Source organism: Vibrio methylphosphonaticus (assembly GCF_023634655.1).
GTDB classification, from domain to species: Bacteria; Pseudomonadota; Gammaproteobacteria; order Enterobacterales; family Vibrionaceae; genus Vibrio; species Vibrio methylphosphonaticus.
Window position 1 is genome coordinate 1 of the sequence record NZ_JAMKMS010000025.1, and the last position, 15,187, is coordinate 15,187.

Consider the following 15,187-nt stretch of genomic DNA (forward strand, 5'->3'; position numbering starts at 1 on the left):
GTGTCCACTGCTTTTGCAGTGTTTTGCCGCCCGTTGAATCTTTACTTAGCACTTCGCCATTCGCTACATCGATGATGCCAGTGTTCATCACAAGAGCGCCACGGTAAGTACCTTTACCCAATGTGCCTTCGATATAGTTGTTTTCAATAACGTGGTTCTCATCATAGATGCGGATACCGCCTGAGTTAGCCGTGTTACCCGGTAAGATCACGTTGTTTGTCACAACATTATTATGACCGTGTCGTAGAGAAATCATCGAAGTACTGTTTTTGATTGTGTTGGCATCAAAAGTGATACCGCTCGCTTTCACAGAAATAAGCTCGATCTCGCCAGACCCATTTTTACCGACATAACCACTGATATTGTCGAAGTAGTTATTGCGGATAACACTTTGTGAGTCAAATAGAGAATTGTGGCTGTCACCCACGCGGATAGCTTGTCTGTCGTTACGGTTTGTTCTCACCATTTTCGGGTTCGAGTTTTCGATAAGCTCCATATCTAAAGCTGTCAGGTCTTTAAAGATGTTACCTTCGATCAGAGTTTTCTCTAACTTGTCTGATGTTGCCACAACAAGCATCGCACCGCGCTTGTACTTACCTTCAAAGGTATTGTTGGTAATCTTGTTGTTTTCACCGCCAACAGTGATCCAACGGATGTTAGGGTATTTTCCTTTCTCATCCGCTACGTATTCGTAGTCGTTGAACTTATAGATGACAGAGTTGTTTAAGGTGTTATTTTTACCAAAGATACCAAACACGCCCATGATGTTTGCATCATGACTTTCAGTGCTTAATGTTGCACCACCATCAGTGAAGACCAAGCTTTCAATTAGGTTGTTGTCACCCTGAATCAAGAACTGAGTTGAGCCGTTAAAAACGGCAGTTCCAGGCTCTTGAGCGACAATTTTGACGTTATTCGCTGATAAAGTCACACGACCTAAATCGGCATAGCGACCTGGTTTGATGCTAATCACATCGCCATCTTGCGCGTTGTTGATGCTCTCGCGTAGCTCCAGTACCTCTTGTGCAGAAGCAACAGCAACACCTTGATCAACCATAACTGCTGTCGGTTGGGTAACTTGTTCTGTGCTAGCGTGGCTAGTTGTCGCGCCTGCCAACAGTAATGAACCTAAAATGAATGCAATTGGTGACTTTTTCATAAGTTTCTCTTTCGTAGGGTACTTGAGTATGAGGGAAGGTTAGCAACACAAAAGAGGGTGAGAAAACCGATTCGCCTCTGGAATGTGGTCTGAATCGCGTCGGCTTTGCTAAATTGTGGATAAGTTCAAATAATTTAATAATACAAATAAAACTTGACAGTTTGAGGGTTGTAAAGGGTCTTAGTTCGGGTTAGAGGATTTTCTTAAAGTGTCTGACAATTATTTAATTTATTGTTTTGTATGGTTTATTTTATTGTTTGTTACCTTTTGGTAGGTGATTTAAACATAGAGCTGTATGAGCTGATCTGCAAAGTTGAAGGCGCATAAGTAATATTAGTGTACTTACAATGACGAAGTGTTTGGCCGAGATATTAGGAAAGCTATCGGGCATAAATGAGTTGCTGGTGCTCTCGCTGGCTCTTTTTAGGACAAAAATAATTTAGTTTCCTTTTTCCTCCAATAAAAACGTCCGTCACCCTCACGCAAGTGAGGGTCTAATAAAGCGCGTAGCTAATTGAAAAATAATGACTACATCGCGTAAATTACGTTTATAGCACGCTGCATAAGATCTCTTTTTCAAGGGGATGACGGGGTTATTTTTGGTTTAGAAACAAGAAAGGGGTATTTTCGTGTTTCATGCCCCGTCAGCACGCCTCTGGACAAAACCTTGCCAGTGATTATCCTAAATTAGTAAAAAGCGGATTAATTTTAGTATCGAAAACGCACACATCGCGTGCCAGAACTTACCAGTCGCATTAAGGTGTGAGCGGCGCTTCGCTATATTTGAGCGAAGTGAAACTTCCAAGCGTTGCGAATGATTCTTAAATGCTCGTTAGCACACTCGTTACACTGTTTTATTGACCATTTCTGACATTGGGTTAGCAATAGCGTGCTTACTCATTATCTCTAAACCCAGCTCCAACATTGAGCGCCAGGCCTGGTCGATCTCATCATCAAAAAGAGGGTCAAAGTTTGCGACCGTAGCTAAGAGACTCTCTTGCCACGCCACAAGCTCTTCTGGCTTGATGTTTAAGTTCATGTCCTTGTGACGTGTAGCTAAGTTTTTTACGTTATTCCGTATGAATGGATTATCAGATGCGTTTTGCACAAGAATAATCGATGCTTTGAGCATTCTTGTTTGCTTCTCGTTGTCAACGCCAAAAAAGCGTTCGGAGAATCTTGGGTTGGTTGAACAGAAGTGTTTTAAAAAAAAGGTGAGGAAATCCTCATCGATGTTACATCTAGCATAACTTGCTTGGAATGATTCACAATAGCTCATGGAATATCCTTATTTCAAAACTACAGAATACTGTATTAATGTAGTTCATATAAAGTTTGAAACTCACTTTGGGTAATAACTTTGTTGACCAAACGACTGATCTGGCACGGATTTGGACAGAAATTACTTAGAATAATAACTCTATTTTGATTCTAATAGATTAGAAAAAGTATGTTAAAACTATATTATTGTGACGCTTTGGCTAGACCTAGTTTACCAAAACGTTCAAACTGAATAGTTGCTTTAATAGCGGTAATACTCTCGCATATCATACTCAGCATTGTAATGTTCGCATCTTCTGTACGTTAGTACTAGAAATTCAGCTTCCTATGTCTCCACGGGCACCACTAAGCGGTATCAAATGGGTCAAACACCTGTTTAAGTCTGAAAATGAATGGTGAACTGGTTTTACGTTTATTTTTAGCAAAATTGTGATGTGATTTTGTCGTTTCGTATCAATACATATTACACAAAAGGAGAGATGAATCACAATTTATAATTGTTCATGTGTAGAAAATCACATAATGGCCGCTATTGTAGTCACTTAATCATATAATCAAAGAACTAAGAATGTACCGTTCCATTTTTTCTCTTTTTTCTCTTTTTTCTCTTGCTTTTAGTGCTTGCCAAATAAGTTATGCTGAATCTTTAAGATTACCGGGCAAACCGAATGACAAGAAACTGCATCTTACTCTGGCTAAAGAGATCGTTAATCGCTCTGACCGCTTCGATGAAATAAAGTTTGTCTATGAAGCAACAGGGGAGCCTGCTCAGTCTAGAGTTATGGCAGATTTAGAATCGGGAGAGATTGACCTCTATTGGTCAGCGACCAGTCTCGACATGGAGAAACGCTTTGCTCCAATATTATTCCCTATTTATCGAGGAATGCTTGGTATGCGAATCGGACTGATTCATGAAAAAGATAAACGATTACTCGCAAACGTAAGATCTAAAGCAGATTTCGCTCGCTTTAAAGTTTGTTCCGGAAAAACATGGCCAGACACGTCCATTCTTGATGCGAATGGGATAAACACCGCTAAGTCTCTTAAATACCCCAACATTTTTGAGATGATGCTATCAGGTAACCGTTGCCACCTCTTCGCTCGTGGCGTCATGGAGCCTTTTGCAGAAATGCAGTCATACCCAGAGCTACCGTTAGCAGTTGATAGCCATATCATGCTTCGTTACCGAATGCCTTACATGCTCTTTGTGCAAAAGGAAAATACTGAACTTCAACAACACATCACAGAAATTGTTGAAGATATTTTCGCTGACGGCACCTATGAAAAACTGTTTTTTAACGATCCGGAGGTGCGTATGGCGCTATCACAAGCCAATCTTTCAGAACGCACTATTATCGATCTTAAAAACCCTTATCTGACTGAAGATAGCCGTTCTATCCCAGAAAAATATTTCTTTGATCCACTTGCTAACTGAGCACACCGCCATGAATCAAATAACAAAAAAAATGGTTTTATTGATTGCAATAGTAATGCTTATTGTTGCCGCTATCGCTTTGCCTATTCAATTTATGATTAACCAATCACACGTTTCGGATAAATCTGCATTGGACATTAAGCGTATTACCTCTGAATTGAGTGTGATATTACAAGAGCCCGTTTATGTATACGATAAAACACTGATACTAAATATTATTGAAGCATACGCAAAAAATGACGTCATCGCTGAAATCCAAGTCCTTGATCAAAATAGCAACACGTTGGCCAGTGTAAGCCCGCGTGAAGTTCATGAAACTTCATCACTGACTATTGCGTGGGATTCATTGCCTATCGGTAAAATCATTGTTGGATTTAACCATGATGCAACAAATGCTAATTTAATTAACTCTATGAAACTCGCGATTGGTATTTTACTTTGCGTATTTATCGCTAGTTTAATTTTGATTTCTATCGTCCTTGATAGAAAAGTTGTCCAACCTATCAAAAACATGGCTGACTCAATGAATGAAATTGCCTCTGGGGGAGGTGACCTGACATCTCGAGTTGCGGAAGTAGGCAATGATGAAGTCACGTCACTTGCAAAAGCATTCAACCAATTCGTTGCGACCATTCAATCTATCGTTCTAGAAACATCAAACACGACCAAATTGTTGGATAAGAGCGGTCACGGCATTGCGCAGTTACGTGATGAGATGAACCAACAAAGCCAACGACAATCATTATTAACTCAAGAGAGTTTGCACAGCATTGAGCAGTTTGATCTAGCGACGAAAGAAATTGCTGTTCATACAGAAAATACCCTGCATCAATCGAATGATGCCCTAGAGCTTTGTCAGCACAGTGGACACACTATTGATATTAATGAACGTCATATTAATGACTTGGTCGTAAGTCTGGAAAGTGCAGCGAAATGTGCAAACTCACTAAAAGTGAGCAGTGATGATATAGGTCGAGTGATTGATGTCATCAAAGCGATTGCAGAACAAACTAATTTATTGGCATTGAATGCTGCCATTGAAGCGGCACGTGCTGGCGAGTCTGGTCGTGGTTTTGCGGTTGTTGCAGATGAAGTACGTTCGTTAGCATCTAAAACCCATGACTCGACCAATGAGATTGAGTCCATAATTGAACGTCTGCAACAAGAAGCAAATGAGTCTTTTGAAGCAACACAAAGCTCAAAAGCCTTAGTAGAGCAAACAAAAACCAGCGCAGACCAAATTCAGCAAGCTTTGTCGAGCATTATCGCTTCCGTAACATCCATCAATGGCATGGTTGACTCTGTGGCATCCGCTTGTGAAGAACAATCAAACGTTAGCTCAAAAGTGGCAAATGACATGCAGTGTCTCGATAGTAGCGCGAAAGAACTAGTAAGCGTAAATGATGATTTGGCAAATGTATCCAATGACATTTTGTCGCAAACCACCGTCCTTTCCACTCAGATAGCAAAATTTAAATTTTAAGTGTTGTTATCAAATCTGTGTTTGTTGACGAACCCCACTTTTTAAAGTGGGGTTTTGTATTAGCAGCCACATTCGCAGTTATTTTCATTATGCCATTGCATGCAACCAAGCAACGCTTGAGTCGACACTTAAACACTAAGGTTTGATGTATTTGAGCTGTATTTAGCCCCGTTTTTGAGGATAACTCACCCAATAGGGCTATCTTCTTAATATTTTGAGCGGCTGCTAGACAACATGACATTTGAACGTTCTTCCGTTCATGGAAGATAGCATGACGGCGGCCATGATAGTGTTTCGCATCGGCGAAACTCCGTTCTGCAGTTAAACTTCTCCATCTGTAGGTCTTTCATCCATAGGTTGATGCTCTCCCGTAAGATAACTTCTAGTAAGGCAAACATAGATTAACAGAATATAAATGAACTTTTGTTCTAGTTTATTTTGGGGCAAAAGTTAGTCAAGTTAGAACAACGCTCGCGTATACGGAAACGCCCAAAGTTATTAGCTTTGGGCGTTTCTTCTAGCAAAGTTGGTTACGACAAACCGAGATTTAGAAGCTCATATGCAGAATTGGAAAAGGTTTTTCCATATCATCAAGTGGCGAGCGTGAAACGACTTTGAAGCCCATATACTCGTAGAAACCTACTGCCTGTGGGTTTTGCTCGTTTACATCGACTTTGGTTGCACCTAACTGCTCTATTGTGTATTGCAGCAGCACCTTGCCAATTCCTTGCCCTCTGGCCTTGTTTAAGATGAAAAGCATTTCAACCTTAGAATCATAGATACCCACGAAGCCTAAGATTGAGCTTGCATCACTTCTAATGCATCTTAACGTAACAGTAGGAAAAGCCTGTTCGATGATAATTGGTTTAAAAAACTCAATATCTTCTTCTGTAATGAAGTCATGAGTTGCTCGGACTGAGTTTTCCCAAACATTGAGCATTTCTGCGTAATCTTCAGGAAGCACACTTTCTACAATCATTGTGTTTTCTCTATAGTTGACTGAAATTCATGTGCAGCCGCGAGCGTGAATTCTATCCGCAAATCATTAAGTAGTCTAATGATGTAAGCAAAGGGTTCTGGCTTGGAATGGGGCAGATCTGCGTTACATACGAAGCTCGGTGAAGAGCTATAGCATAGCCTCATTGACTCCTTGTATCTGACACTGGCAAACTACAAGAAAAGCGATCATAACGAGTTAGCGTAATGCAGAAATACGAATGGCGTAAAGGCGAAAAAAACTCTACCTACCTAAAGCTAAACCTGAAGTAGTAGACGTTGAAGAGATGCAATTCATCACCATTAGTGGCGAGGGCAATCCGAACTCACCAGCATTCACTGGGTATATTTGGTTTCGCTCCACCTTGTCTGGATAGGCAGTTAAGAAAATAACTACAGCGCTGCGGGAGCTGTTGAATGGTGAGTTGGGTAACATTCTCAAGCTTCTTGTACTCGATGAATCGAGAAAAAGCATTTTTGCCGACACTAGGGTGGTTTGGTGATGCTTTAACTGCGTGAGTACCATTAAGCATTGATGCACTTGTCGTGGTTTCTAGTTGGGTACGGTAATCTAGACGTCGCTTATTAATAGTCTCAGAAAGTTCGGCTTTGAAGTTGGTAAAACTTAATGCCGTCGCTTTGGCTTTGTCGAAAAGAGAATTAAGTATTTGAACTTGTAAGATGTTTTTCAGGTAAGCGACTTTTCGCTCACTGGTCAAACGGGCGAATTTACATTCTTTAGGATAGGCTATTTCACGCAGCGGAAGAGGGGGTTGCGAGACGTGTGTAGTAAACGCTATTTGGAAGTTTCAATAAGTATATCTGTGCCACCTATATGTGCAAGATGATTTTTGAGGCTCTAGATGCGAAAAAACCGCTGTAAAAACAGCGGTTTAATCTTCAAAAGTGGCGGAGGGATAGGGATTTGAACCCTAGAAGGGCTATTAACCCTTGCCGGTTTTCAAGACCGGTGCTTTCGACCACTCAGCCATCCCTCCGAACGGCGTGAATAATAGCGACTCGAACTAACGCTGTAAAGGGAGAATTAAGGATTATCATCTTAAGTGATTGAATCAGCATCAATCCGTTTAAATTTCCGGCGATGGGATGATTGCGTGTGCGTAACGGTCTTAGCCTGCAAGAGGTTCAGTTTCTCAATTCTAATTTTTCTTTGTGGCTCTCGTTTGGATGACACATTTTGGTGGGGTGCTGCACCAACTTGGGGGGTGTAGGTACGGGTCAAACGCTTGAGCTAAATGTAACTTATTGTTTCAAAAGTACTTAATAAGTTGGCATGGTGTCTGCAGTTATGAAAGAGAGAAGTTATCGCTTTGGCGAATACATCTGATTTCTAACGGAGGAAGTCAGAAAGTAAGAACAACAGAGTCAATAAAAACTGCAACGGCGTAGTAAGTAGGTTGATTGAGGCAAAGTAGCCCACATGCATTTGACGTCCTTACGTCGTTGATGCATGTGGGTTTTTTATTGGAGAAAGGATTATGTTGAACACGAAAGTAAAAAGGATTTTTAAAGCAGTCGTCACAGGCGTTTGTTTGTTCTCGTCTGCAAGTGTTTTGTCGCAAGAATTGGGTTGGCCAGAAAAAGAGGAGTTAACGTTTGGGTTTATTAAGTTGACCGATATGGCTCCAATTGCGATCGCCTATGAGAATGGTTACTTTGAAGATGAGGGGTTGTACGTCACCATCGAAGCGCAAGCCAACTGGAAGGTACTGCTCGATGGTGTCATTGATGGTCGCTTAGACGGAGCGCACATGCTAGCAGGGCAACCCATTGCTGCGACCATCGGTTACGGAACAAAAGCTGACATTATTACGCCATTTTCAATGGACCTTAATGGTAATGCCATCACCGTTTCCAATGATATTTGGGAGCAAATGAAAGGTAACATCCCAAAGATGGATGACGGCCGTCCTGTTCACCCAATCAAGGCCGACGCACTAAAACCTGTTGTGGAAAAATACCAATCTGAAGGCAAGCCTTTCAACATGGGCATGGTGTTCCCCGTGTCGACACATAACTACGAACTTCGTTATTGGCTAGCGGCTGGTGGTATTAACCCAGGGTTTTATGCACCTCACAAAGGGGATACATCAGGTCATATAGAGGCAGATGCATTACTCTCAGTCACGCCTCCGCCACAAATGCCAGCCACGCTCGAAGCAGGCACAATCTATGGTTACTGTGTTGGTGAACCGTGGAACCAACAAGCGGTATTTAAAGGCATTGGCGTTCCCGTCGTCACCGATTACGAAATCTGGAAAAATAACCCAGAAAAAGTCTTTGGTATTACTGCTGAATTTGCTGAAAAGTATCCAAATACCACGATTCGTTTAACAAGGGCGCTCATTCGTGCAGCGAAATGGTTGGATGAGAACAACAATGCTAACCGCCCTGAAGCGGTGAAAATTCTCTCTCAATCAAACTACGTAGGGGCAGACTACGAGGTGATAGCCAACAGTATGACGGGGTTCTTTGAGTACGAAAAAGGTGATAAACGTGATGTGCCAGATTTCAACGTATTCTTCCGCTATAACGCGACTTACCCATACTACTCTGATGCGATTTGGTATCTGACTCAAATGCGCCGTTGGGGACAAATTAGTGAAGATAAAAGTGACGAGTGGTACAAGGAAACAGCCGCGAAAGTATACCGACCTGATATCTATATCAAAGCGGCTCAGTCGCTAATTGAAGAAGACTTGATTGGTGCGGATGAATTCCCTGACTTCGCGACAGAAGATGGGTACCGAGCGCCACAAACGCACTTTATCGATGACATCGTTTATGACGGTAATAAACCAAATGCCTACATTAACAAGTTCGAAATTGGTCTTAAATCAGGTCAAACATTATAAAACACCAAAGTAATCTGTAGCCGGCCATTGTGCCGGCAACTGGAGAACGCTATGACAATATTAAATCAAGCCATTAATCAGCAAGAGCAGCCTAAATTGGCACAAAGGGCAGTGCAGTTACTCACTGGTACAATGAAGAGTTTAGCATTGCCACTCGTTGGAATTGGTTGCTTTCTACTCCTTTGGGCTGTGACAGCGAACAGTATCAATACGTCACTGGGGAAATTTCCAGGGCCTCAAGAAGTGTCTCAACAGGTGGTTGGTCTTTATCAAGAACACACTGCTGAGCGAACCAAAGAAGTCGCTTTCTATGAAAGACAAGAGGCGCGAAATGCACAACGTGTCGCGGCCGACCCAACCTATGTGCCGAAAACTCGAGCGTACACTGGCAAAGAGACATTTCTAGATCAGATCGTGACAAGTCTTGTCACCGTGGCTGCTGGATTTTTGCTGGCGGCGATTATTGCGATTCCACTGGGTATCGCGGTGGGCATGAGCAAATCACTCAATACTGCGATTAACCCTATTATTCAGATATTCAAACCCGTATCGCCACTTGCATGGCTACCGTTGGTGACCATGGTTGTCAGTGCACTTTACGTTTCTCCTGACCCTATTGTGGCTAAGTCATTTGTTAATTCTATGATTACTGTGACTTTGTGTTGTTTGTGGCCGATGGTGATCAACACTTCAGTGGGCGTCACGTCAATAGAGAAAGACTGGGTGAATGTCAGCCGAGTACTGCGTTTATCACCGCTCACTCACATTAGGAAAATTGTGCTACCTGCTTCTATTCCCGCCATTTTTACTGGTATGCGCCTCTCTTTAGGGATTGCTTGGATGGTACTCATTGCCGCAGAGATGCTGGCACAGAACCCTGGGTTGGGAAAATTCGTTTGGGATGAATTTCAAAATGGCAGTTCACAATCGTTAAGTCGAATCATGACCGCAGTACTGGTGATTGGTTTGATCGGATTTTTGCTCGACCGAGGCATGATGCAGTTGCAGCGTTTGCTGAGTTGGGATAAATCGGCCGAAGTGCGCTAATAGGGAGATAATATTATGAGACCATTTCTAGATATCAGCCATATTGACATGGTATTCCCAACGCCTAAGGGGCCATTTACCGCCCTGCAAGGTGTTGATTTGAAAATTAACAAAGGGGAGTTTATCTCTCTAATAGGGCACTCAGGTTGCGGTAAATCTACTGTGCTTAATGTAGTGGCGGGTTTGTATCAGGCGACGACTGGCGGGGTGATTCTAAATGATAAAGAAGTGTCAGAGCCTGGGCCTGAGCGTGCTGTCGTATTTCAAAACCACTCACTTCTTCCATGGTTGACGGCTTACCAAAATGTAGAGTTAGCGGTTAAGGAAGTGTTCGCCAATAAAATGAACGCCCATGAGATGAAAGAGTGGATTGAACATAATCTTCATCTGGTGCACATGGACCATGCGATGCACAAACGTCCTGACGAAATATCAGGAGGCATGAAGCAGCGAGTCGGCATTGCTCGAGCGCTTGCTATGCAGCCAGATGTCCTGTTGATGGATGAGCCTTTTGGTGCTCTTGATGCATTGACTAGGGCCCATATGCAAGACTCTTTGATGGAGATTCAAGACGAATTGAATAACACCGTCATTATGATCACCCATGATGTGGATGAAGCGGTACTGCTTTCTGATCGCATTGTGATGATGACAAATGGCCCGGCTGCGACGATCGGTGAGATTCTGGATGTTAACTTGGAGCGGCCGAGAGACCGACTCTCGCTGGCTGAAGACTCAACATATAATCATCTACGTTCGGAAGTGCTGTCTTTCCTTTATGAGAAGCAGCGTAAAGTAGAATCGTTGCCGCTTTCTCGGAAAAAGAAAGAACAAACGCGTGTTAAACAGGCGTTAGGCTAAGAACAATAAAAGTCGAAGAACCAAACAGCAGAGGGCGTCTATGTCGAGAATTTTTTTAACCTTATTGGTGAGTCATGACCGCGACGATTAAAGTCATGTTAATTGAAAATGATGAACGAAAAGTACAGGCGCTTCGACAAGCGTTAGATAGCTCGGAGTATTCCATCGAACATGTCACTCACACGGGAATTTCTTTGCTACATGAAGTGGTTCGAGTCGAACCCGATCTCATCATTATGAATATAGAATTTCCAAATCGCGACGTCTTAGACAGCTTACATTTGATGTCACAGTCAAACCCTAAGCCTGTGGTGATGTTTTCAGAACAAGAAGACTCCGACACGATACAAAACATGATGAAGTGTGGTGTGAGTGCCTATGTTGTAGGAGATTCGAACCCGAAGAGAGTTAAGACGATACTAGATACTGCGGTTGCGCGATTCTCTGAATATCAGCAGTTAAAAGAAGAGTTACAACAAACCAAACAACGTTTATCCAGTCAAAAAGTGGTTGAACAAGCCAAAGGGTGGTTGATGGAAACGAAGAAATTGTCTGAGAAAGAGGCTTATCATTCTATTCGAAAGATGGCGATGAACAACTCACAGAAAATAGAAGATGTAGCAAAAAATATACTTTCTCTTGCCTCTGTGTTGGAGAAGGATTAATGAACCTATTATCGTTAGAAGGCATTGCCCCAGAGGCTGCGATGTCGAATGTCACTGAGTTAAATATTGGATTCATGCCCCTTACGGATTGTGCTCCCATCGTGATGGCGCACGAGCTTGGTTTGTTCAAAAAGCATGGCTTAAAGGTAACGTTAGATAAGCAAAACTCTTGGGCGACGCTACGTGACAAACTCCATGGTGGCTTGCTTGATGCGGTTCAAATGTTAGCCCCGATGCCATTTGCCAGCACGTTAGGAATAGGTGGTCCGCAACACCCTGTGATGACCCCGTTTGTACTCAGTTGTAATGGCAATGCGATTACCATTTCACAGCATCTGTCCCAAGAAATTATAGCGATAAACAATCTTGAAAAGTTGCATTTACCCTTGTCATCAGGGTTATTGAAAAAGTTGATCGCGGCGCGAAAGAGCAGTGGGAAGAAAGTCCGCTTTGCGACCGTCCATCCAAACAGTTGCCACTATTACCAGTTGATGAGTTGGCTGAAAATGTCAGGTATTGCCTTGTCTGAGATCAGCATCGTAGTGCTGCCTCCGTCAGAGATGGTCAGTGCATTGGCCGAAGATTACATTGACGCCTTTTGCGTTGGAGGCCCTTGGAATGCTGAAGCGGTGAGAAAAGGGGTAGGCACAACAGTTCTCACCTCGTCAGACATCTGGTCTGATTCCCCAGAGAAGGTGCTGGGGGTGTCACAATTTTGGTATCAGCAAAATCAGCGAACGACTCAAATGCTCATATCGGCGTTGCAAGAAAGCTGCAATTGGTTAGAACACGTACCCAATCGATTTGAGGCTGCGCGGGTATTGGCGACAAAACCTTATTTGAATGCGAATTTGGATGTGATTGCCCCTTCATTGCTAGGAAGTTGCCTGACCCAGATTGGGGAGCCTCCGCGTCGAATTCCGTCATACAATCAATTTAGTTTAGCTGATAAGCCAAATGGAAATGCACCAGAGCATGCTCAAGGAGAGCGAATATTGCAGTACATGATTGAAGCTGGGCATATAGCACGGCAAGATATTCCCGAGGTGCTCATTTCAAACGTATACCGAAGTGATATCTACGAGCGTACTGTCTCGAAGTAGCACCTTGAAACCTCAGTCAGGTAGAGGTGTAATTTTGTGTCTTGATAGGCGAAACTGAATGCAAAAAGCCCGCTAATGTCTTAGCGGGCTTTTCTGAATATGGCGGAGAGATAGGGATTTGAACCCTAGAAGGGCTATTAACCCTTGCCGGTTTTCAAGACCGGTGCTTTCGACCACTCAGCCATCTCTCCGTTGTTGGCGCTATTATTATTCGTACGCGTAACCCTGTAAAGCCTAAATTTACACTCGGTGAACTGTTTGCTTAAATCCTGTGCGCTTTGTTTTTAGAATGACCAAAAGTCAGGGCTTACGGAGCGAAGTTGAAAATAGATCTCGTTATCATAGGGAATTGATATCGTTCAAAAATTAATAAAATAATGTTTTTTATGATTAACTATATGATTAGTATAAATAAAACATTGTTCAGAATACGGGTGTTAGCTCAAAAAAATTTGCACGAAGTTGTGAACTGATTCAAAATATTATGGTTATTTGAAACGACTGTAAGCTGAGGTCAATATGAAAGTGGTAAAATTGTTTAAACAAAGTGCTGATTCGATTAAGCATCAGTCTGAGCTTATGCAATGGATGTCGCCGGCAATTCGCGAGTATTGGACTGAGTTCGTTGATAAAACCCATAATCGAAATTTTCTAGCTTGGGTTAGAGACTATCACAGGCCTGCAGTAAATGAACCCAATGTTTCAGATTTGACGCCAGAGATTGTGTTAAAACCCGAAGCTCAGCGTTTGTATTTAGAGCTACAGGACAAAGTGGGTACTGTTATTCATGAGGGTGATTGGCTAACGGTTGGGCAAGAACGTATTGACCAGTTCGGCGCTGTTACTGAAGATAATCAGTGGATTCATACTGATCCTGAACGAGCGACAACGGAATCTCCCTTTAAAACGACGATTGCGCATGGCTTTCTGACCTTATCTTTGCTCCCTGCTTTGACAGATAGTGTCGATGAAAATAAACCAATGTTTCCAACCGCGAAAATGATGGTTAATATTGGTTTGAATCAGGTTCGATTCCCATATCCAGTTAAAGCTGGTAGTAACCTTCGTGCAAAAAGTACGTTAGTGAAAGTGACGCCAATTAAAAAAGGTTTGGAGATAGAGCGAGAGATCCGAGTTGAGATAGAAGGGATCCGCCGACCCGCGTGCATTGCTACATCGGTGATTCACTTACACTTCTAGTGCTAAGTGCTGTACATCGCTAGAAGCTAAAACCTAATTAAACACAACAAAGCCCAGTTCTCTCACTGGGCTTTGTTGTGTTTAATTAGATAAAGTGTGTCGATTACGGCTAAAGCTCAATGAACCAACGGGTTAAGTTTCCGACTTTACGTAACACACCTCATAGTTAATGTTTAGATCGTTAAATATTTTCATCCAACGCTTCTGATTATTTTGAAGTCTATCTCCCGGTCCTTTGACTTCGCACCATAGCCATGCATTCGCTTTGAAAGCAATAAGATCAGGCATACCAGCTTGATAAGCTTTTAAATCTATTAGCATCGTTTCAAATAAAGCGGCGAGAGTGTGGTTAGGAATGGTCGTAATCGCTAACTCTATCCACTCACGATCAACGACATCCCAAACGATAAATGGATTCTGCAGCCCGAACTTATCATCAAGGACTGAAGTGAATCTTCGGATTCCCGATGTTCGAATCTCTGCCATTCGAGCATCGATTATGTGTTTGCGTTTGGTTTGAAAGGTATCTCGATAAAGGTCGAGAGGTTGCCGTTGATAAGGATTGATGAACGCACCGTCGATTGGTGCAAAAATAATATCCCAAAAAGCGAGGCCGAATAAGGTGTTAAGAAATTGATTTTCGAGATAAAAGCTCTGCCAGCCTTTATTAGTTAATGAATCAAGCACGGCCAATTCGACACGTTGTTCACTCAAATTCAGCGTAATAGTGCGTTCTGGAATGGATAATACCTCAGTCTTTGGATGAGAGAGGTGACGTTTTTTGGCTAGGGTAGCCGCTAGGCGGAGCGCCACCTCCTGTTCCGATACATTTTTCGGGCTTTCTAATATTGATGTGACAAAAGCTTGAGCTTGAGAAAAGTTTTTTTGTTTCATGTACATTCTAACGCAACGTTCTCGCGCTGGGGGCAATTCGGTTTGTTCTAATACGTTAATGGCTTGATCAAAGTTATTGAGGCGTTCCAAATCTCGACCGACAGCGTTGATGAGTTTGCCAGCGAGTCGAGTAGGGTAACTGCCTTTAGTGGTAGGTATATCCAAAGAAAACTTGCTTAAGGAACTT

General features: G+C 42.5%; 13 protein-coding genes, 2 tRNA genes and 1 pseudogene. 8 read left to right on the forward strand and 8 right to left on the reverse strand.

What is annotated here, in order from left to right:
- Both M9196_RS21015 and M9196_RS21020 read right to left on the reverse strand, forming a co-directional pair.
- Window positions 1-1,159: chondroitinase-B domain-containing protein (locus M9196_RS21015; protein ID WP_250619458.1), on the reverse strand; the 1,159-nt coding region annotated here is incomplete at its 3' end.
- A gap of 844 nt (window positions 1,160-2,003) precedes the next feature.
- Complete coding sequence (locus tag M9196_RS21020; RefSeq protein ID WP_250619459.1) at window positions 2,004-2,438, reverse strand: globin domain-containing protein; 435 nt, start codon at window positions 2,436-2,438, stop codon at window positions 2,004-2,006.
- 570 nt (window positions 2,439-3,008) lie between these two features.
- Here M9196_RS21020 and M9196_RS21025 point away from each other — a divergent pair.
- Both M9196_RS21025 and M9196_RS21030 read left to right on the forward strand, forming a co-directional pair.
- Window positions 3,009-3,875 (forward strand): ABC transporter substrate-binding protein, encoded by an 867-nt coding sequence (locus tag M9196_RS21025; protein ID WP_250619460.1) that lies wholly within the window; start codon window positions 3,009-3,011, stop codon window positions 3,873-3,875.
- Window positions 3,876-3,885: 10 nt separating this feature from the next.
- Window positions 3,886-5,358, forward strand: coding sequence for a methyl-accepting chemotaxis protein (locus M9196_RS21030; protein WP_250619461.1), 1,473 nt, complete (start codon window positions 3,886-3,888; stop codon window positions 5,356-5,358).
- 142 nt (window positions 5,359-5,500) lie between these two features.
- Here the strand turns inward: M9196_RS21030 and M9196_RS23755 are convergent.
- From M9196_RS23755 to M9196_RS21045, 4 genes and pseudogenes are all read right to left on the reverse strand, one after another.
- Window positions 5,501-5,704, reverse strand: a pseudogene (locus tag M9196_RS23755) (IS5/IS1182 family transposase); the annotation flags it as partial.
- Window positions 5,705-5,905: 201 nt separating this feature from the next.
- Complete coding sequence (locus M9196_RS21035; protein WP_250619462.1) at window positions 5,906-6,337, reverse strand: GNAT family N-acetyltransferase; 432 nt, start codon at window positions 6,335-6,337, stop codon at window positions 5,906-5,908.
- Window positions 6,338-6,680: 343 nt separating this feature from the next.
- Window positions 6,681-7,073 carry a hypothetical protein gene (locus tag M9196_RS21040; RefSeq protein ID WP_250619463.1) on the reverse strand — a complete coding sequence of 131 codons (393 nt, stop codon included), beginning with the start codon at window positions 7,071-7,073 and terminating at the stop codon, window positions 6,681-6,683.
- Window positions 7,074-7,261: 188 nt separating this feature from the next.
- Window positions 7,262-7,352: transfer RNA gene (locus M9196_RS21045), tRNA-Ser, on the reverse strand.
- Between the two features lie 501 nt (window positions 7,353-7,853).
- Here M9196_RS21045 and M9196_RS21050 point away from each other — a divergent pair.
- The 5 genes from M9196_RS21050 to M9196_RS21070 all read left to right on the forward strand — a co-directional run bounded on the left by M9196_RS21050 (window position 7,854) and on the right by M9196_RS21070 (window position 12,906).
- Entirely contained in the window at window positions 7,854-9,230 is a 1,377-nt protein-coding gene (locus tag M9196_RS21050; protein ID WP_250619464.1) for a CmpA/NrtA family ABC transporter substrate-binding protein, read from the forward strand.
- A 132-nt stretch (window positions 9,231-9,362) separates the two neighbouring features.
- Window positions 9,363-10,277 (forward strand): ABC transporter permease, encoded by a 915-nt coding sequence (locus M9196_RS21055; RefSeq protein ID WP_250619492.1) that lies wholly within the window; start codon window positions 9,363-9,365, stop codon window positions 10,275-10,277.
- 12 nt (window positions 10,278-10,289) lie between these two features.
- Window positions 10,290-11,138, forward strand: a complete 849-nt coding sequence (locus M9196_RS21060; protein ID WP_250619493.1) for an ABC transporter ATP-binding protein — start codon at window positions 10,290-10,292, stop codon at window positions 11,136-11,138.
- A gap of 74 nt (window positions 11,139-11,212) precedes the next feature.
- Window positions 11,213-11,803: an ANTAR domain-containing response regulator gene (locus M9196_RS21065; RefSeq protein WP_250619465.1), complete on the forward strand. Its 591-nt coding sequence runs from the start codon at window positions 11,213-11,215 to the stop codon at window positions 11,801-11,803.
- Window positions 11,803-12,906: a CmpA/NrtA family ABC transporter substrate-binding protein gene (locus M9196_RS21070; RefSeq protein WP_250619466.1), complete on the forward strand. Its 1,104-nt coding sequence runs from the start codon at window positions 11,803-11,805 to the stop codon at window positions 12,904-12,906. The genes M9196_RS21065 and M9196_RS21070 overlap by 1 nt, the downstream gene beginning before the upstream one ends.
- Before the next feature lie 100 nt (window positions 12,907-13,006).
- On the opposite strand, the gene M9196_RS21075 is transcribed toward M9196_RS21070, so the two are convergent.
- Window positions 13,007-13,097 (reverse strand) — tRNA-Ser (locus M9196_RS21075).
- Window positions 13,098-13,425: 328 nt separating this feature from the next.
- Here M9196_RS21075 and M9196_RS21080 point away from each other — a divergent pair.
- Entirely contained in the window at window positions 13,426-14,106 is a 681-nt protein-coding gene (locus tag M9196_RS21080) for a MaoC family dehydratase (protein ID WP_250619467.1), read from the forward strand.
- 132 nt (window positions 14,107-14,238) lie between these two features.
- On the opposite strand, the gene M9196_RS21085 is transcribed toward M9196_RS21080, so the two are convergent.
- Window positions 14,239-15,165 carry a VRR-NUC domain-containing protein gene (locus M9196_RS21085; protein ID WP_250619468.1) on the reverse strand — a complete coding sequence of 309 codons (927 nt, stop codon included), beginning with the start codon at window positions 15,163-15,165 and terminating at the stop codon, window positions 14,239-14,241.
- Window positions 15,166-15,187: the final 22 nt, after the last annotated feature.